This is a genomic window from Salinisphaera sp. C84B14, assembly GCF_040361435.1.
In the GTDB taxonomy this organism is placed as follows: domain Bacteria; phylum Pseudomonadota; class Gammaproteobacteria; order Nevskiales; family Salinisphaeraceae; genus Salinisphaera.
Genome location: NZ_APNL01000032.1, coordinates 1 through 16,555, shown reverse-complemented (window position 1 = coordinate 16,555; position 16,555 = coordinate 1). Strand labels below are relative to the sequence as shown.

The following is a 16,555-nucleotide window of genomic DNA, read 5'->3' as shown; positions in this document are numbered from 1 at the left end:
CCCCCCCCCCAACCGAGCGGTGTTATCAGGTATCAGCCGATATGCCGGCTAGCGGCCAGAAGCGGACCTTGTCACCATCGATTCGATGCCTCTAGATGGGCCGCTACTCGATTGGGGTGCTCCAGAATGGGGCGCCCCAGAATGACGTGGATTCCACTCTGTGGTACTTGAAAGCCGCGAAGCAGGCTCACGTCGACTCCCAGATTAATTTGGCGGTGAAGCACGCCCAGGGAAGGGAGTGAAAAAACTCGGCGCAAGTCCGGCGATGGTTTACACGCGAAGTAATAGAGAGCTCTAATTCCCTCGTTTTCCCAGATAGTCCTAGGCCACCTCAAGAGAGTTCTATTCACATCAGCTCTGATTGACGTGGTCGCTCGCCTTGGCGAATCCGATACGAAACACCGTATAGCTCACGAACCAGCACAGGCCCGCGCTGACCATGTCGTGTGACAGGAAATGCGCGCCGCGCAGCTCCTGTGCAAGACCGTAGGTAATGCCGACCACGATACCGGGTGCCAGCCACCAGATCGCCCGGCCCAGCGGATATTGGCGGGCGAAGAAGAACAGCGCGAACAGACAATAGCCGCCGGCGGCATGGCCGGCCGGAAAGCAGCCGCCGACTTCGCCGGGGTGCAGGGCATAGACGGCCGCGCCGGCCACGTCGCCGCCATAGCGCGACAGATCCCAGGGGCAGGGCAGCGCGAGCATATGCTTGCCCAGCGACACCAGCAGCAGGCTTGTGATCACCGCGATGCACAGGCAGACGAGCCCGCGCCGATAGGGGCGCAGCCGTTGGCTCCAGCTGCTCACCGCGGTCAGTGCGAGCAGGCCCACGCCCCAGGCGATGGAGAACCGTTGACCGTATTCGTGCAGAACCCGCGATGTCAGCCAGGCATAGCGCAAGTCCCAGTCGTCGCCTTCCAGCCGGAACAGCAGGTCGGCCCAGTAGCCATCGAGATCGAGCCCCTGGGTGATCAACAAGCCAAGCACCAGCGCCAGCAAGGGGCAGACGAACAAGGGGTCGTCCTGCCAGGGACGCGGCGTCCAGGCGGGATGACCGACAGCCGTTCGACGATCGGCGTGGGCGGGTTTGGACATGGCAACGAATCCTGGAAGCGCCTGACCCTCAAAAGCCTGGCCCGGGCCGCGTGCGGAAAACGTGGGTATGCCGTCACCACGGCGTCGGAACGCCCGTAAGTGGTGTAGACCGCTGCAGAATTCACGAACCAACGAAAAACAAACGTCCTGCTAACGGCTGTGCGATCCGCGCTGTCGATAATTCGGTGCATCGCGCATGCAAAGCGTGCCGTGCCTTGTCGGCCGGTACGCAAGAGGATCGAAGCGTTTGCCAAATCGCGACTGCCTTACGGCACCGGCCCTGGCCGTGGTCATTCCTTTCTACAACGAGCAGGACAGCGTAGCCGCGCTGCTTGCGGAGATCGATCGCGCGCTCGCCGGCCAGATCGACTACGAGCTGATCGCCGTGGACGACGGTTCGACCGACGATACGGCGTCCGTGCTGTCGCTCGCCGCCGGGCGTGTCGCCACGCTGAGGGTCGTGCGCTTGCCGCAGAACTGCGGCCAGAGCGCGGCGCTCGCCAACGGCATCCATGCCGCACGGGCGCCGCTGATCGCGACCCTGGACGGTGATGGCCAGAACCCGCCGGCTGATATTACCCGTCTGGTCGACGCCTATCGTCAGCAGGCACAGGCGAGCCGCTGTCTCGTGGTGGGCTGGCGCCGGACACGCAACGACAGCGCGCTGCGGCGGCTGTCGTCACGCATGGCCAATGGTTTGCGCGGCGCGTTGCTGGGCGACGGCTGTCCGGATACGGGCTGTGGTCTCAAGGTCTTCGCCCGCGATGATTTTCTTGCGCTGCCGAGCTTTCGGCATATGCATCGTTTCCTGCCCGCGCTGTTCGTGCGCGCCGGTGCGCAGGTGATCAGCGTGCCGGTGGCGCATCGGCCGCGGCGCGCGGGCCGGTCGAAGTACGGCGTGGGCAATCGGCTCTGGACCGGTTTACTGGATATGGCCGGCGTGTACTGGCTACAGCGGCGTGCTTGCCGTATCGAATACGAGGTGGATGATGTTTGACGCGCTACAGACCCAGGACATCGTGTGGATCGGGCTGGGGCTCGTCGGCCAGGCCCTGTTTTCGGCCCGGTTCCTGGTGCAGTGGATTGCCAGCGAACGGCGTCGCCAGAGCCATATTCCGGTCGCGTTCTGGTATCTGAGCATCGCCGGCGGGATCACCCTGCTCACCTACGCGATCTATCGCGCCGACCCGGTGTTCATTCTCGGGCAGAGCACGGGCGTGTTCATCTATGCCCGCAATCTCTATCTCATTCGCGCGGGGCGGGCCGAATCGTCGCCGGCCGGGACATGAGCGTGGGGATGCGATTGCCGGCTGGAGCGCCGGCGGCATGGCTGGCGGTGGTCGTCATTGCGCTGCTCGCACTGGCCGTGGCCGGCCGAGGCATGAGCGATATCCCGTTGGAAAGCCACGAGATCTATGTCGCCCAGACCGCCGAGAACATGCTCGAAAGTGGCGATTGGCTGGTGCCGCGCCTGAACGGTGAATACCGGCTGACCAAGCCGCCGCTGAGCTACTGGCTGGTGGCCGGTGCGGCAACGCTTGCCGGTCAGGACCATGTCGGCGCCGGTATTGCACGTGCGCCGTCGGTATTCGCCGTGATGGGCGTGGCGTTGCTCGCGCTCTGGATCGGCACGCGCCTGTTCGATCGTCGAACCGGCCTGCTGGCGGGCCTGCTGTGCGTGGCCTCATTGGCGGCCTTTAAGTACGGCCACAACGCGCGGCCCGACATGCTCTATGCGTTCTGGACCACGGCCGTGCTCGCGGCCTGGGTCGGTAGCCGTCAGGCGAGCGCGGCCCTGCAGGCACGATGGGCCTGGGCGCTCTGGCTGCTGGTGGGTCTCGCGACCCTGACCAAGGGGCCGCAGGCGCCGCTCATCCTGCTGCTCGGCCTCGGCCTGCACGCGGTTCTGAGCGATGAGCGCGCGGTCGATCTCTGGCGGCGACTGCGTCCCGTGCGCGGTCTGTTGATCGTCCTCGTGCTGGTCGTGCCGTGGTATCTGCTGCTGCGCCAGGCGATCGGCGGCCAGACGCTGGGCGACTCGCAGCTTTCCGGCGCGTTGCTCACCATCGATCCGTTGCGGCTATTTACGCCGTTCTATTTTCTGCGCGCACCGATGCTCTGGCTGCCGTGGGCGTTGTTGTTGCCGGCAGCGGCATTGATTGCCTGGCGCGATCGGCGCGGCGCGGCCGGGCTGCTCGCGTTCACGATCGTGTTTGCGATGCTGGCGTTTGCGCTCGGCCCGCAGTATCGCGAGATCTACATGCTGCCCTGGCTGGCGCCGGCGATGCTGTTGTTGGCGGCGGCGATCACGCGGGTCGCCTGGGCGCGGGTATGTGTCGGGCTCGTGATCGCAGTGGTTGGCGTGGCGCTCGTCTGGCTGGTCTATGAAGCCGGGCCGTCTGCGCTGCTGGTGGCTGTAGCCGGGCTGTTGCTTGTCGGTGGTGCCGGATGGGCGCTGCGTCGACGCCGGACGCCGGCTGCTGCAGCGCTGGTGGCGGCGGCCTTTGCCGTGGGATTGTTCCAGGGTGGCGCGGTGCCCAGCCTGTGGAGCAGCGCGCGCTACGAGGAGCTGACTTTCGTCCAGGCGCTGTCGCCGCGTGTCGATCCCGGTATGCCGGTCGCGGTCTGGGATATCGATGCGGCCCATTACTCTTATTATCTCGACCGCCCGGTGAAGGGCGCCGAAGCAATCGATGCGATCTGCGCCTGGATTGGTCGACAAAACGCGGCGGTCCTGCTGATCTATCCGCGGGAGCGACGGCGCGAACTGGCCGAGTGGTTGGCGTTCGTGCCCCTGCTGGCCGATAACCATTCCGAATTCGCGGCGACCCGCCTGCCGCCCGGCACGGCTTGCCGTGCTCCCCAGAACGCTGGAGCCTGACGTCATGTATATCCTGATCGTGGAAGACAACGACGATCTGGCAGCCAATATCGGCGAATACTGTGAAGAGCAGGGCGATATCGTCGATTATGCCGGCGATGGCCTGACCGGCCTGCATCTCGCGGCGGTCAACAACTACGATGTGCTGGTTCTGGATCTGAGCCTGCCCGGCCTCGACGGGCTGTCGCTGTGCGAGCGGCTGCGCCTGGATGCCGGCAACAACGTGCCGATCCTGATGCTCACCGCCCGCGATACCCTGCGCGATCGCCTGACCGGCTTCGAGACCGGGGCCGACGACTATCTGACCAAGCCGTTTTCGTTGCAGGAGCTGCATATGCGGCTCAAGGCGCTGGTGCGCCGCGCGGCTGGCGCGACCGATCATCTGGTGGTTTCGGATCTGATCTTCGATCTGCGTACCCTGATCGTGCGCCGCGGCGGGCGGCGGCTGACGCTGACCCCGACCGGGATGCGCATGCTGGAACTGCTCATGCGCGCATCGCCTGCGGTGGTGCGGACCGCCACCGTGGAGCGCGCCATCTGGGGCGACGACCCGCCCGACAGCGAGGCCGCGCTGCGCGGCCATATCCACCAGCTGCGGGGCATCATCGACAAGCCGTTTCCCATCAAGCTGCTCAAGACCGTGCACGGGATCGGCTACCGGCTGGCGGACGATGAGTCGCTCTAGGCTGCTGCCACGGCTGGGGCTACGGCCGCGTTTTCTGCTCGCCATGCTGGCGCTGGTGTTCGTGGTGCTCGGCGGTTTTGTCTATGCCGTATCCGAGTTCCTCGACGTGCTCGAGGACGACATGATCCACGGCGAGCTGTCGCGCGATATGGACCGGATAGCGGCCCTGTACGAGCGCGACCCGGCGCTGCTGCAGGTCACCGAGCCCGGGCTGCAGGTGTTTGTCGTGCCGCGCGGCGACACGGCCAGCCTGCCGCCATCGCTGGCGCATCTGCCGGACGGGCGCTCGCACGAGGTCGAAGTGCCGGATGCCGAGTACGAGTACGGCGCCACGCGCCGCGATATCGGCGACAAGAGTCTGTACCTGCTGCTCGATCTAACCCCGGTCGAACGGCTGGAAAAAGAGCTGATCGGTGTGGCCTGGGTGGTCGGGCTCGGCGCCCTGTTTCTGGCGGTGACGCTGGCGTTGTGGCTGTCGCAGCTGGTGATGCGGCCGGTGCGCGGCCTGGCCGAACGCGTCTCGCAGGTGGTGCCGGGCCAGCAACGCCCGCAGCTGCGTATCGCCACCGGCGATCGCCAGCTCGACGTAATTGTCGAGGCGTTCGACAGCGTGCTGGATCGCTTCGACGCGTTCGTCGCCCGTGAGCAGGCGTTTACCGAGGACGCCAGCCACGAACTGCGCACGCCGCTGGCCACCGCGATCAGTTCCATCGATCTGATGGCTGCCGACGAGAGCCTGTCGACCAAGTCGCGCACGCGCCTGATGCGGGCGCGCTCGGCCACTGCGCGCATGCACGAGCTGATCGAGTCGCTGCTGCTGTTTGCCCGCGAAGAGACCGACGAGCGTTGTATTACGCCGGTCAGCCCGGTGGTGCGCGAAGCGATTGCCATGCAGCAGGAGATGTTTGCCGGCGCTGCTCAGCCGTGCCCCGAGATCGTGTTCGACGCGCGCGGCGAAGCCGAGGTGTCGGCGCCGGCGAGCATGTTGTTGTCGGTGGTCAACAACCTGCTGCGCAATGCCATCGAGCATGGCGGCACGGCGCGGATCGATATCGTGCTGGATCGCGGCTGCCTGACGATTCGCGATCACGGCAAAGGCATCGCGCCGGCTGCCTTGTCGCGGCTGTTCGACCGGCGTTTTCGCGGTGCCCACAGCCGGGGCCAGGGGTTGGGTCTGTATCTGGTCAAGCGCATCAGTGAGCGCTTTGGCTGGACGGTCGATGTCAGCAGCACGCTCGGTACCGGCACCCGTTTCGATCTGCGTTTCCACTAGTCGGGCGTTTCAGGCAGCGATCCGCCCGATCTAACGCAATACCCACGACAGCAGGACGGGCGGCACACGGCGCGCGCGCAAGGATTGGCCTTCCAGGTCCATCCGCTCGCGAGCACGCTGCCCATGTCGTCGACCACGCCAGAATCCTCTTCACGCCTGCGTCGTTTTCTGCATGCGTTGCCGCGCCCGGAAAGCGGTACTGCGGGGCTGACGCTCGCGGTGGCGGCGTTTCTGGCGATCTTTCTGAATACCGCGTTCTGGAAAGCGGTGATCGCGGCAGCCGATATCGGCATGGCACGCAATCTGGGTTTCGGCCTGTCGCTGGCGGCGGCCATGCTCGCTTTCTTCGTGCTGCTGGTATCGTTGTTCGGCCTGCGTTATCTGTTCAAGCCGGCGATTGTCGTGTTGCTGTTCATCGCCTCGCTCGCCAGTTATTTCATGAACGTCTACGGCGTGGTCATCGACGACACGATGATCCACAACGTGCTCGAGACCGACAGCGGCGAGGCATCGGGCCTGCTCAGCGCGCGGCTGATCGGCCATCTGCTGCTGACCGCAGTCCTGCCGTCGCTTGTTGTTTTGGCATGGCGCATCCGCTATCGACCGTTCTGGCGCGAGCTGGGCATTCGCGCGCTCACCGTGACGCTCGCGGTGGGCGTGTTGGGTGTCAGCGTCTACGCGCACTACAAGGACTTCTCGCTGGTTCTGCGCGAGCATCGTGAGCTGCGCTATCTGATCAATCCGAGCTATCCGCTCTATGCCGCGGTGGATACGGCGATGCAGACCGCCGAAGCGGCCAACACGCCGGTGGCGCCGCTCGGTCGCGACGCCCATCAGCAACGCCCGGTCGGAACGTCGCGCCGGGTCGTCGTGCTGGTGATCGGCGAAACCGCGCGTGCCGCCAACTTCTCGCTTAATGGCTACGCGCGGAACACCAATCCGCGGCTCGCGAAGCGCGATCTGGTCAACTTCCCGAAATTCTCCTCCTGCGGTACGTCGACGTCGGTGTCGGTGCCGTGCATGTTTTCGCGGCTCGATCGAGGCGATTACGACGAGTACGAGGCCCGCCATACCGAAGGCCTGCTTGATGTCCTCGCCCATGCCGGCGTGGAGGTGCTCTGGCGTGACAACAACTCCGGCTGCAAGGGCGTCTGTGCCCGTGTCCCCAGCGAGGATGTGTCCAACGCGGACGACCCCGCGTTGTGCGGCGACGGTGAATGCCACGACGAGATCCTGCTGCAGGGATTGCAGGACCGGATCGATGCCGCCAAGGGCGATCTGCTTGTCGTGCTGCACCAGCAAGGCAGCCACGGCCCGGAATACTACGAGCGCTACCCGAACCGCTTCGAGCGATTCACACCCGTGTGTTCAAGCAACCTGCCGCAGGACTGCGATCGGCAGGCGATCATCAACGCCTACGACAACACGATTGTCTATACCGACCACGTGCTCGACCAAATCATCGGCCTGCTGGAACAGGATGCGCGGCAGAACCAGGACGCCACCGCGTTGCTGTATCTCTCCGATCACGGCGAGTCGCTGGGCGAGAACGGGCTCTACCTGCACGGCTTTCCCTACGCGCTCGCACCGGCGGTGCAGACCCACATTCCTGCATTAGCTTGGTTGTCGTCGGGGTTCGGCTTTGATCGCAGCTGCCTCACCCGGATTGCCGACAATCCCTACTCACAAGACAATCTGTTCGATTCGGTGCTTGGATTGTTCGCGGTGCGGACGTCGGTCTACAAGCCAGACGCCGATATATTTGGTCAGTGCCGAGCCGCGAACCGGGAAGATGGTCTTGGCGCCCTAAACCAGTAGTGCCATTCAGCCATCCAGTCCGTGCGCCGGCTCACCGCCAGGGCCTGTTCCACATCGACGGGCCGTAGGCGACCCTCGATCGCACGACGCACCAGCACCAGCACCAGCACCAGCCAAGCGTAGCCGGATTCAATCGCGGTGACGAACAGCGCGAGTTTGCCGACGAGACCGGCAAGCGGCGGAATACCCGCGAGCGAGAGGAGGCTCAGGCGCAATGCGCGGCGAGCAACGGATGAGCGGTGTCGAGGCGAAGACACGCGGGGTTCCATAGCCCGCTATCCGCCAAAGCAGACGCTCTCGGAGCTTCCGAACTCACTAATGCGCTGTTATCGCACACGCATCGAACTAACACGCTTTCGGGATTCGAACAGTTCCCAGTTCAGCCTAGTTCGTGAACGCTCAGTGCTGGTTTGCTCGCGTTAAACTGCATCGCCAAAAGCAAATCTGCTGGTCACTCATGCCGACACTTGTGGTCTATACCTGCGCTGCGCTTGCTGAGATCGCCGGCTGCTTCGCGTTCTGGTCTTGGCTCCGATCGGGGAATAGTGCGCTATGGCTTTTTCCGGGCATGGTTTCACTGGTGGCGTTCGCTTGGTTATTAACGCTCAGCCCCGCTGATCAAGCAGGACGCGCTTACGCTGCCTATGGAGGCTTATATATAGTCGCTTCAATCCTTTGGATGTGGGCTATAGAAGGGCACGCGCCAGACGCCTGGGATGCCCTGGGCGGAGTGGTTTGTCTTGCCGGCGCAGCGATCATTCTGTGGGCCCCGCATACGACGTGAAGCTTGTGCTCGCATCGCATACATCAGGGCAAACTAGGTGACCCGCTCTTTGCAAGTCTGTATTGGGTGGTGCCCCAACCAAAGGCATCGGGTCACGCTAAATACCCAAGACTCGACCGCGAATCCAGCGCTGCGAGCTCGCCCCGCGCCGAACTGAAAGAGGTAGACGAAAACGGCTCGATCATCGATCAACCGATCGCTAACGGCGGCACTCACCCAGCACAGCAGGACAGCTGCTCGACATCTTTGGTAAAAGTCTGGGCACAGAGCTTGAGCGCTTCCACGTGAACCAGATAAGGAAACAACAGATCGCCCAAGGCTTCAACGGTCATGCCGTGGTGGACGGCCAATACAGCGGCCTGAATCATCTCGCCGGCTTCGGGAGCCAAGATTTGAGCTCCGAGTAGACGATGGCTGGCCGCCTCGGCAACCAGCTTGACGAATCCGCGGGTCTCGAAGTTGGCAAGCGCACGTGGTACATGTTCCAACCCTAAAGAACGGGTCTCGATCTCGAGGCCGCGCGCTTGGGCTTGGCGTTCATCCAACCCCACCGTCGCGATCTGCGGATCGGTGAAGATCACTGCCGGCATGGCGGACAGAGCCAGCCGCGCTCGACCGCCGGTCATGTTGACGGCCGCGCGGGTGCCGCCGGCGGCGGCCACATAGACGAACTGGGGCAGCGTCGTACAATCGCCAGTGGCATAGATATGCTCGGCGCTGGTACATAGCGAGGCATCAACCCTGATCGCACCGCGTTCATCGGTCACCACCCCGCTCTTGTCTAGTGCCAAATCGCGGGTGTTCGGGGAGCGGCCCGTTGCCACCAGCAGCCGGCCGCCCTGGATCGGGCCGTCGTCGGTGTCGAGCGTGAATTGCCCTGCCGCAAAATGTACGGCACGCGCCTGGCTGTGCTGGCGTACGTCGATTCCTTCGGCGCGGAAGGCCGCGGCAAGGCCCTCGCCGAGCGCGGGGTCTTCGCTGGATAGCAGCGTACTGCGGGCCAGGACTGTGACCTTCGAACCCAAACGGCGGAACGCTTGAGCCTGTTCAACGGCAACGACAGAGGCGCCGATGACGATGATGTGCTCAGGCGTGTCCGGACTGAAAACCGCCTCATCGGACGTCCAATACGGCGTGTCGGCCAGGCCCGGTATCGGTGGGATCGTTGGGGAAGCCCCGGTAGCGATCAGAATGCGATCGGCCACCAAACGATCTTCGGACCCGTCATGTGCCGTGACAATTAGCGTATGCGCATCTTCGAAGTGGGCCCGCCCGCGGCGCAGCGTAATCGATGGATTATCGTCGAGTATTTTCTGGTACTTGGCCGCGCGTAGTTCTTCGACCCGGGACTGCTGCTGGCGCTGCAGGCGTGGCCTATTGATCGTTGGCTTGCAATCTGCCAACCCGTCAAACGGGTTGTGGCGTTGGTGCTGGGCCAGTTCGGCGGCGCGAATCTGGATCTTGGACGGCACGCAGCCCACATTGACGCAGGTGCCGCCAATGATGTCGCCCGACTCGATCATGCTCACCCGTGCCCCTGCCTCAACGGCGCGGATGGCGGCCGCGAACGCGCCGCTGCCACTGCCAATGATCGCGATATGGCGGTTTTCGTCTTCTCCCGCGACCCGTGAAGACTGGGCAAGCGAAGATTCGTCGTCCCAGTTGCGGGCATCGTAGCCTTGGGCCTGTACCGCTTCGATCAGCGTGGTTTCATCTGTGCCGTCATCCATCTGGACTTCGGCACGGCGCTCGGCATAGGACACCACAGCGCTTGCGCTAGGAAGTGCATTGAGCGCGTCCTCGACCCTTTGGGCGCAGTGCGCGCAGGTCATGCCGTGAATAGCGAGTATGCGTTTCATTTGGGTTCCGGATCGGTCGGGTTTAGCAGGCCATTTTCTTACGCCGATAAACGGCGTAGATCGTCAGCCCCAGGAAAAAGGCCAGCGCGGGCAGCAGCACATAGTCCAAATAGCCCACCGGCGCAGAAAGACCGACGACGCCGAACAGGATCACCAGCACCGGCGTGAAACAGCACAGCGCCGCGATAACGGTGCCTGCAATGCCCACACCGAACAGCTTTTTATTGCGGTCCATGTGGTATTACTCCTTTGGCTTGGACGGATAGCCGGCGCGGGTCGTGGCCGCGGTTAAGTCCGAGACCGAAGCAATCTCCGGATCGAAGGCGACCGTGGCGGTCTTGGACTCGTAGTCCACGCGCACCGTGTCGACGCCGTCGACCTGCTGGAGCGCCTTGCGCACCACAAAGGGACAGGTCGCGCAGGTCATATGATCCACCGCAAGCGTCACGGTCCGTTCAGCCGCCGCAAAAGCGCCTTGTATCCAGACCGTGCCCACCAGCAGCATGGTGGCCACTAAAATCATGCGTTGTTTTCGAACCATGACGATCATTCCTTAGAGAAAAGCCGGCGCGTACCAGGGAAAGGTGAGCAGTGCCGTGACGAGTAATGCGAACAGCCAGAAGATGAGGCGCTGACTGCGCTTGACCGCGGGTCGTGCGCACGCTGTATCGGAATCGCAACTCGGCTCGCGGCGATACAGCCGCCAACCGACAAAAATCAGCAGCGCCAGCGTAATGACGACGAATATCGGCCGATACGGTTCCAGTGCAGTGAGCGAACTCATCCAAGCGCCGCCGACACCAATCGATATCAACAACACCGGCGCTACACAGCACAGGGAAGCCCCGACCGCGGCGAGCACGGCGCCGATCTGGGCCCAGGTGGTGCGACCCGTCGCGGTCGTGGGGTCGTTCATGAAAAGGCTCCGTGCCGGTTCGATAATCGGACGAAGCGCAGCTTAAACGCGGTACTCAGGTACCGTGTCAAGGGCTGGCTGAGTTATTTCAGTCGCGGTGGGACAGCGTCTTGATCAGCGGACAATGATTGGACACTTGCGCGTTCCGGCAGCGATCGATCAGCCCATCCAGCGTGTCCTGCATCGCCGTTAAATCGGCAATGCGGGCTGCCACAAGGGCACGCTGATTTTCCGCAACGCGGCGTACGTCATTGCAATGACCGTCACCCAAAATCAGCAAGTCGCCGATTTCGTCAAGGCTGAACCCCAAGCCCTGCGCGCGCTTGATGAAACGAATGCGGTCAACGGTCGCGCGCGGATAGCGACGGTAGCCAGTGGAAGGTTTGGGCGGCTGATCGATCAATCCGCGTCGCTGGTAATAGCGCACAGTTTGCAGATTTACGCCGGCGGCCGCCGCGAGTTTTCCGATCGTTAGTCCAGTCTCAGCCATGTCGTTTCAGGTTCAATTTGCCACGCGTAAATACGGTAGCAACAAGACATACTCGATGCGCCGTCACCAGCGCCTATCCAGTCGCGGGCGGTGCAAGTTCAAATCGGACCGAGCTGGTGCCTGTAAATTGTGGCGGAGGTTCATGCTTGCCTGTAGTGGGTGACCGATACGGTTTGAACCATTGGCGACTGTATCCACTGAATGAGCAAATCCTGTCGAGCGTCGCCGCCGAGCACCTGTTTCGCTGGGCATCAAACCACATCGAATTAAGGGTGCCTGATACGACTGCCGGTCAAGTCATTTTCGAAAGGCTTGGCGTGGGTGCCGATCGTTGACTGGGATGGTCCACTTTAGGTCGATAGCCGGCCGCGCGCGATTAGCTATTTCGAGTTCCCTAACCGACGTGCCCCGGTAGAGAGTGCTTGAAAAACGTCTTGAAACGCTTTTATCGGCCGCCGAGAAACGCCGCCGAGTGCCACTCTGCCGGATGTAGGTTAGCGCCGGCGCCGTACCGGCGGCGCCTCTGTGCAAAAGAACGGCTCCACCCAAGTCGCCGAGCGACAATACAAACTAGAAAAGAATCGATCTGATGAAAACGTGATTGTCTTTTCCGCCGTTCATCGACTTTGTTTGGGTCAAAACACGAAACGGGAAAATCGTACGTTAAGCAGCGACGCGCGCCCGCAGCCTATCGGTAACGTTATTCATTGGCCGCTAAAGCTTCGATGATGCGGCAATTCTGGATTTGACCACCGCGGCAGGCATGAATCATATCCTCCAACGACATTTCCAACGCCTGCAAGGCCGTAAGCTTCTTACGCACGGCTTCGAGATGCTCTTTAGCGAGTCGAGCGACGTCTTCACAGGAGGCATCACTCTGATCGGCTTGCGTCAGCAGCATGCGTACATTGTCTTGGCTGAAGCCCAGTTCCCGGCAGTGCTTGATGAACATGAGCCGTTCGACATGTGAAGGGCGGTAGTGGCGCTGGCCGCCCTCGCTACGGCCTGCTTCCGGTAGCAGGCCTACGTCGCCATAGTAACGAATCGTGGCTACACCTACGCCCGTGTGTCGGGCGAGATCGCCAATCCGCAGATCGGATTGCGTCATAACCTTCTCGCGCTTGAAGCTCTAGTAGCTCGAGGACTTAGTGTGTGGCTGTTGCAGCACGCTGGCAACTAAAGCGTAGGAATATCCTTTGTGCAACCGAGCTTCGATCAACCGCATGTCGGCGCACAACGTCTCAGCACTCCCAATCATGCTCGTGGTCTATGGTCTGGCGTTGCTCGCTGGCGCCGCTTTGCCGCTCGCTTTCGCGCCGTTAGGTTGGTATTGGCTGGCCGTGCTGTCGCCGGCGGTTCTATTCCTGTTGGCCGTGCGTCTACCAAAACGTGCTGCGCTGTGTGCAAGCTACTTCTTCGGGTTGGGTTACTTCGGTGTAGGCGTTTCATGGGTGTTTATCAGCATCGATCGCTATGGCAGCGGACCCGTAGCAGCCATGCTCGTCACGGTAGGCTTTGTAGCCCTCTTGGCCTTGTTCCCGTGGTCAGTGGTATTTCTCGTTCGCACCTTATCCGCCCGGATGAACGGCCTTGCTCTATGGTTTGGTTTGCCAGCGGCATGGATACTGAGCGAATGGGTCCGGCTCTGGTTCCTGACCGGTTTTCCTTGGCTTTTTTTAGGTTACAGCCAGATCGGCACGCCGCTTGCCGCGATCGCACCCGTATTTGGCGTGCTGGGCGTGAGCTTTGTGGTGACCGTTATGGCGGGGGGCCTTGCGTGGATGATTCTTCGTTTGAGCTTGCGGCGTCTGGCAATCACAAGCGGCGCACTGGTGGCGCTATCGCTTGGCATTTCACTGCTTGATCGTGAATGGACCGAGCCGGTAGTAGCCAAGCCACTGTCCATTGCGCTTGTGCAGGGGAATGTGGAACAAGACAGGAAATGGGAGTCAGGAGCGCTGGCGTTCACTTTGAGGCGCTATCGGGCACTAACACAGCCATACGCTGGAACGGACCTTATAGTCTGGCCGGAAACCGCCGTGCCGGCGTGGTTCGATCAAACCTCTGATTATTTAGAGCGACTTCAAGCACGTCTCGGCGAGCGCGGATCGACCCTTATGCTGGGCATCCCCATGCGTACACGCCAGGGCGAAGCATACAATTCTGCAGTGAGCCTTTCTCGCCCAAGTCAGTTCTATTACAAGCGACATCTGGTGCCCTTCGGTGAATACGTCCCACTGCGTCGATTTGTGGGCCCATGGTTGAATATTCTGGGCGCACCGCTTGAAGACTTCAGGGCAGGCCAGCAGCCACAACTGCTATATGCCTCCGGCATGCCCATCGGCGCATTGATTTGCTTTGATGTGGTGTTCGGCGCTGAAGTCACTGACCTGCTCCCAACCGCGCAGTTGTTGGTCAATCTGAGTAACGACGCGTGGTTCGGAGACTCCCTAGGGCCGCATCAACACCTGCAAATTACCCAAATGCGCGCCGTTGAAACTGGGCGCCCGCTTGTCCGATCCACCAATACCGGGCTCACGGCGGTAATCGATCACAACGGTCAACTGCTGGCGCGCGCGCCTCAGTTCGAGCCGACTGTCTTGCAGGCAGAGGTCACCCCGCGTACGGGGACCACGCCCTACGTCCGCTGGCAGGACAAACCGGTGCTGGCTATCGTCGGGATCGTACTGGTCGTGCTCGTTGGGGTAGGAAAAAGAGACAAACGAAATTCAGTCTCGCTGAGCGCTTGACCCTTTAGTCGCTAGAGGTTTTATCGTCGCCTTATATCCAACAGAGTTTGGCGCATGATTGCGCTGGTGGAGGGAACACGGGATGGCCGATTGCGGCTGTGAATTCGAGGCCAAAGACCAAGCCCAGCAAAAGGCGCTCTACTGGCTGTTGGCGATCAACGGCGTCATGTTTCTAGCTGAGTTCGGGATTGGTTTGCTAGGCGGCTCGACCGCCTTGATCGCCGACTCGCTCGACAACTTTGCCGATGCAGCGGTTTATTCTGCGGGGCTGTATGCGGTGGGGCGCGCCGCCCATCACAAGGCGCGCGCCGCTTCCATCGGCGGCGTCGTGCAAATACTGCTCGCGCTGTTCGCCGTGGGTGAGGTGGTTCGGCGAACCCTGATGGGCAGCAATCCCGAGCCCAGCTACATGATGCTGATGGGCGCGGCGGCACTCGTGGCAAACACAACCTGTTTGCTTATCATCGCCCGCCACCGACAAGGCGACGTGCACATGCGCGCGAGCTGGATATTTTCGGCCAACGATGTAATCGCCAATATCGGCGTCATTGTCGGTGGCGCGCTGGTCTACTACTTCGACACGCGGTACCCCGATCTCATTATCGGTTTGGTCGTTGGTTTTATCGTGTTACGCGGCGGTATCCGCATCCTGAAGGACGCGCGCCAAACGCGAGACGAGCTTCAGGAATCACCGTCCTCGGAAAGCACTTGAACATGGCGATATCTTCGCGCGGTGCAAACAGGAAGCTTAGCTTGTGTCTGCGGGGGTGACGATAGGGGAGGACACGCTGAAAAGTTCTAGCCCGGCCGACAGGTTGCGTTGGTTGGGATTATCCCTCGTGATGCTGCTTCTGGATCAAGCAACCAAGTACGCGGCCAGCACCTATCTCGCCTATGGTGAGCGCAGAGCCGTCACAGAGTTTTTTAGCTGGATCCATCTACACAATACAGGTGCCGCATTCAGCTTTCTGGCCGATGCGGGTGGTTGGCAGCGGGGATTCCTGATCGGTGTAGCCATTGTCATATCGGTCATGCTGCTGGGCTGGCTGTGGCGCGGGGGGACTTCGAAAGGTCAAGCGATCGCGCTCAGTGCAATTCTAGGCGGTGCACTGGGCAACTTGACGGATCGCCTGCTACGCGGCCATGTGGTCGACTTTCTCGACGTCCATTACGCACAGTATCACTGGCCGGCATTCAACCTGGCCGATGTCTGGATTACCACGGGAGCCGCATTACTGATCTGGGCGCATAGAAAATACGGCAACTGAGCGTATCGGCCGTATTACTCAGTCCCAGCTCGGGCTGCCTGCATCCCCACCATGGCTCAGAAGACGCGATACAAGCTCTTTAGAGCACAAGTTTGGAGTAAACAATGAAGCTATTCGTAGTACCACTGTTGAGCCTGCTGGGCACCATTGTGGGCATCGCCCCAGCCGCGGGTCAGAGCGACCCGGACCCCATGGGCGGCGGCATGATGAACGAATCAATGATGCAATGCAGCATGATGGGTGGTCCGATGATGATCGTCTGGATGTTGTTCGTACTCCTGGTGCTTGTCGGGTTGGTGCTCGCTATCGTAGCGCTGGTCAAATACCTGCGTAGCTGAGCGGGCACATTTGTCTATCCCAATCGAGGAGAAAGCTCGCAGAGGTCGTACACAATAAGTATTGACCAAATTCGCTGCATGCTAGGGCGCTGCCGAGGCAGTCTTTAGGGTATTGCCGCCTGCGAAAGTGTGACTATTCGACTTGGCATGTGGTGCAAAGTCTGGCGGTAGACTGCAGAGCGTGCGAGCGGCCTTGAGAACTCGACAGGTTCGGGCGAATGCTTCGGTCGTGATAGCGGTAAGCGGTAAGCGGTAGGGGGGCCAGTCAATGCCGGGGGGACGGAGCTTTTGGGGCAATCGGATCCTGTCAACGGGCGAGTCGAGATACAGGCGATGTCAGTACGTGTATTTATCGCTTGTGTATTCTCCACGGCACCTAAGGCGTGGCTCTAGGT

The 16,555-nt window shown here is 61.7% G+C and carries 19 protein-coding genes; 11 read left to right on the top strand and 8 right to left on the bottom strand.

Going from position 1 to position 16,555, the window contains the following annotated elements; translation table 11 throughout:
* Positions 1 to 351: 351 nt before the first annotated feature.
* On the bottom strand, positions 352 to 1,098 hold the full coding sequence (locus C84B14_RS17635) for a phosphatase PAP2 family protein (protein WP_353226033.1): 747 nt from the start codon (positions 1,096 to 1,098) through the stop codon (positions 352 to 354).
* 247 nt (positions 1,099 to 1,345) lie between these two features.
* Between C84B14_RS17635 and C84B14_RS17630 the strand changes: the two genes are divergently transcribed.
* From C84B14_RS17630 to C84B14_RS17605, 6 genes are all read left to right on the top strand, one after another.
* A complete protein-coding gene (locus C84B14_RS17630) occupies positions 1,346 to 2,095 on the top strand; it encodes a glycosyltransferase family 2 protein (protein WP_353226032.1) in 750 nt (249 codons plus the stop codon).
* A complete protein-coding gene (locus C84B14_RS17625) occupies positions 2,088 to 2,387 on the top strand; it encodes a lipid-A-disaccharide synthase N-terminal domain-containing protein (RefSeq protein ID WP_353226030.1) in 300 nt (99 codons plus the stop codon). The genes C84B14_RS17630 and C84B14_RS17625 overlap by 8 nt, the downstream gene beginning before the upstream one ends.
* Before the next feature lie 8 nt (positions 2,388 to 2,395).
* A complete protein-coding gene (locus tag C84B14_RS17620; protein ID WP_353226028.1) occupies positions 2,396 to 3,979 on the top strand; it encodes an ArnT family glycosyltransferase in 1,584 nt (527 codons plus the stop codon).
* 4 nt (positions 3,980 to 3,983) lie between these two features.
* Positions 3,984 to 4,664, top strand: coding sequence for a response regulator transcription factor (locus tag C84B14_RS17615; RefSeq protein WP_353226026.1), 681 nt, complete (start codon positions 3,984 to 3,986; stop codon positions 4,662 to 4,664).
* Positions 4,651 to 5,937 carry a sensor histidine kinase gene (locus C84B14_RS17610; RefSeq protein WP_353226024.1) on the top strand — a complete coding sequence of 429 codons (1,287 nt, stop codon included), beginning with the start codon at positions 4,651 to 4,653 and terminating at the stop codon, positions 5,935 to 5,937. The genes C84B14_RS17615 and C84B14_RS17610 overlap by 14 nt, the downstream gene beginning before the upstream one ends.
* Before the next feature lie 123 nt (positions 5,938 to 6,060).
* Positions 6,061 to 7,755 carry a phosphoethanolamine transferase gene (locus C84B14_RS17605; protein WP_353226022.1) on the top strand — a complete coding sequence of 565 codons (1,695 nt, stop codon included), beginning with the start codon at positions 6,061 to 6,063 and terminating at the stop codon, positions 7,753 to 7,755.
* Here the strand turns inward: C84B14_RS17605 and C84B14_RS17600 are convergent.
* Entirely contained in the window at positions 7,704 to 7,970 is a 267-nt protein-coding gene (locus C84B14_RS17600; RefSeq protein ID WP_353226020.1) for a hypothetical protein, read from the bottom strand. The genes C84B14_RS17605 and C84B14_RS17600 overlap by 52 nt on opposite strands.
* A gap of 242 nt (positions 7,971 to 8,212) precedes the next feature.
* Between C84B14_RS17600 and C84B14_RS17595 the strand changes: the two genes are divergently transcribed.
* Positions 8,213 to 8,539: a YnfA family protein gene (locus tag C84B14_RS17595; RefSeq protein WP_353226018.1), complete on the top strand. Its 327-nt coding sequence runs from the start codon at positions 8,213 to 8,215 to the stop codon at positions 8,537 to 8,539.
* Between the two features lie 212 nt (positions 8,540 to 8,751).
* On the opposite strand, the gene merA is transcribed toward C84B14_RS17595, so the two are convergent.
* From merA to C84B14_RS17565, 6 genes are all read right to left on the bottom strand, one after another.
* Positions 8,752 to 10,398 (bottom strand): mercury(II) reductase, encoded by a 1,647-nt coding sequence (merA, locus tag C84B14_RS17590; protein ID WP_353226016.1) that lies wholly within the window; start codon positions 10,396 to 10,398, stop codon positions 8,752 to 8,754.
* A gap of 22 nt (positions 10,399 to 10,420) precedes the next feature.
* On the bottom strand, positions 10,421 to 10,633 hold the full coding sequence (merF, locus tag C84B14_RS17585) for a mercury resistance system transport protein MerF (RefSeq protein ID WP_353226014.1): 213 nt from the start codon (positions 10,631 to 10,633) through the stop codon (positions 10,421 to 10,423).
* 6 nt (positions 10,634 to 10,639) lie between these two features.
* Positions 10,640 to 10,939 carry a cation transporter gene (locus C84B14_RS17580; RefSeq protein WP_342782595.1) on the bottom strand — a complete coding sequence of 100 codons (300 nt, stop codon included), beginning with the start codon at positions 10,937 to 10,939 and terminating at the stop codon, positions 10,640 to 10,642.
* Positions 10,940 to 10,951: 12 nt separating this feature from the next.
* Positions 10,952 to 11,314: a mercuric transporter MerT family protein gene (locus C84B14_RS17575; protein WP_353226011.1), complete on the bottom strand. Its 363-nt coding sequence runs from the start codon at positions 11,312 to 11,314 to the stop codon at positions 10,952 to 10,954.
* An 88-nt stretch (positions 11,315 to 11,402) separates the two neighbouring features.
* Positions 11,403 to 11,804, bottom strand: a complete 402-nt coding sequence (gene merR, locus C84B14_RS17570; protein ID WP_353226009.1) for a mercury resistance transcriptional regulator MerR — start codon at positions 11,802 to 11,804, stop codon at positions 11,403 to 11,405.
* A gap of 700 nt (positions 11,805 to 12,504) precedes the next feature.
* The gene (locus C84B14_RS17565) at positions 12,505 to 12,912 is read right to left on the bottom strand and encodes a MerR family transcriptional regulator (RefSeq protein WP_353226008.1); all 408 of its coding nucleotides are present in this window, start codon (positions 12,910 to 12,912) and stop codon (positions 12,505 to 12,507) included.
* 115 nt (positions 12,913 to 13,027) lie between these two features.
* Between C84B14_RS17565 and lnt the strand changes: the two genes are divergently transcribed.
* From lnt to C84B14_RS17545, 4 genes are all read left to right on the top strand, one after another.
* Entirely contained in the window at positions 13,028 to 14,554 is a 1,527-nt protein-coding gene (gene lnt, locus C84B14_RS17560) for an apolipoprotein N-acyltransferase (protein ID WP_353226006.1), read from the top strand.
* Positions 14,555 to 14,636: 82 nt separating this feature from the next.
* Entirely contained in the window at positions 14,637 to 15,266 is a 630-nt protein-coding gene (locus tag C84B14_RS17555) for a cation diffusion facilitator family transporter (RefSeq protein ID WP_209064972.1), read from the top strand.
* 76 nt (positions 15,267 to 15,342) lie between these two features.
* The gene (gene lspA / locus C84B14_RS17550; protein ID WP_353226035.1) at positions 15,343 to 15,822 is read left to right on the top strand and encodes a signal peptidase II; all 480 of its coding nucleotides are present in this window, start codon (positions 15,343 to 15,345) and stop codon (positions 15,820 to 15,822) included.
* 104 nt (positions 15,823 to 15,926) lie between these two features.
* On the top strand, positions 15,927 to 16,160 hold the full coding sequence (locus C84B14_RS17545) for a hypothetical protein (RefSeq protein WP_209064697.1): 234 nt from the start codon (positions 15,927 to 15,929) through the stop codon (positions 16,158 to 16,160).
* Positions 16,161 to 16,555: the final 395 nt, after the last annotated feature.

Bases quoted from the DNA above. Each gene is read 5' to 3' on its own strand.
- C84B14_RS17635 (WP_353226033.1), bottom strand. From the start codon at position 1,098: ATGTCCAAACCCGCCCACGCCGATCGTCGAACGGCTGTCGGTCATCCC.
- C84B14_RS17625 (WP_353226030.1), top strand. From the start codon at position 2,088: ATGTTTGACGCGCTACAGACCCAGGACATCGTGTGGATCGGGCTGGGG.
- C84B14_RS17620 (WP_353226028.1), top strand. From the start codon at position 2,396: ATGCGATTGCCGGCTGGAGCGCCGGCGGCATGGCTGGCGGTGGTCGTC.
- C84B14_RS17615 (WP_353226026.1), top strand. From the start codon at position 3,984: ATGTATATCCTGATCGTGGAAGACAACGACGATCTGGCAGCCAATATC.
- C84B14_RS17610 (WP_353226024.1), top strand. From the start codon at position 4,651: ATGAGTCGCTCTAGGCTGCTGCCACGGCTGGGGCTACGGCCGCGTTTT.
- C84B14_RS17605 (WP_353226022.1), top strand. From the start codon at position 6,061: ATGTCGTCGACCACGCCAGAATCCTCTTCACGCCTGCGTCGTTTTCTG.
- C84B14_RS17595 (WP_353226018.1), top strand. From the start codon at position 8,213: ATGCCGACACTTGTGGTCTATACCTGCGCTGCGCTTGCTGAGATCGCC.
- merA (WP_353226016.1), bottom strand. From the start codon at position 10,398: ATGAAACGCATACTCGCTATTCACGGCATGACCTGCGCGCACTGCGCC.
- merF (WP_353226014.1), bottom strand. From the start codon at position 10,633: ATGGACCGCAATAAAAAGCTGTTCGGTGTGGGCATTGCAGGCACCGTT.
- C84B14_RS17580 (WP_342782595.1), bottom strand. From the start codon at position 10,939: ATGGTTCGAAAACAACGCATGATTTTAGTGGCCACCATGCTGCTGGTG.
- C84B14_RS17575 (WP_353226011.1), bottom strand. From the start codon at position 11,314: ATGAACGACCCCACGACCGCGACGGGTCGCACCACCTGGGCCCAGATC.
- merR (WP_353226009.1), bottom strand. From the start codon at position 11,804: ATGGCTGAGACTGGACTAACGATCGGAAAACTCGCGGCGGCCGCCGGC.
- C84B14_RS17565 (WP_353226008.1), bottom strand. From the start codon at position 12,912: ATGACGCAATCCGATCTGCGGATTGGCGATCTCGCCCGACACACGGGC.
- lnt (WP_353226006.1), top strand. From the start codon at position 13,028: ATGTCGGCGCACAACGTCTCAGCACTCCCAATCATGCTCGTGGTCTAT.
- C84B14_RS17555 (WP_209064972.1), top strand. From the start codon at position 14,637: ATGGCCGATTGCGGCTGTGAATTCGAGGCCAAAGACCAAGCCCAGCAA.
- C84B14_RS17545 (WP_209064697.1), top strand. From the start codon at position 15,927: ATGAAGCTATTCGTAGTACCACTGTTGAGCCTGCTGGGCACCATTGTG.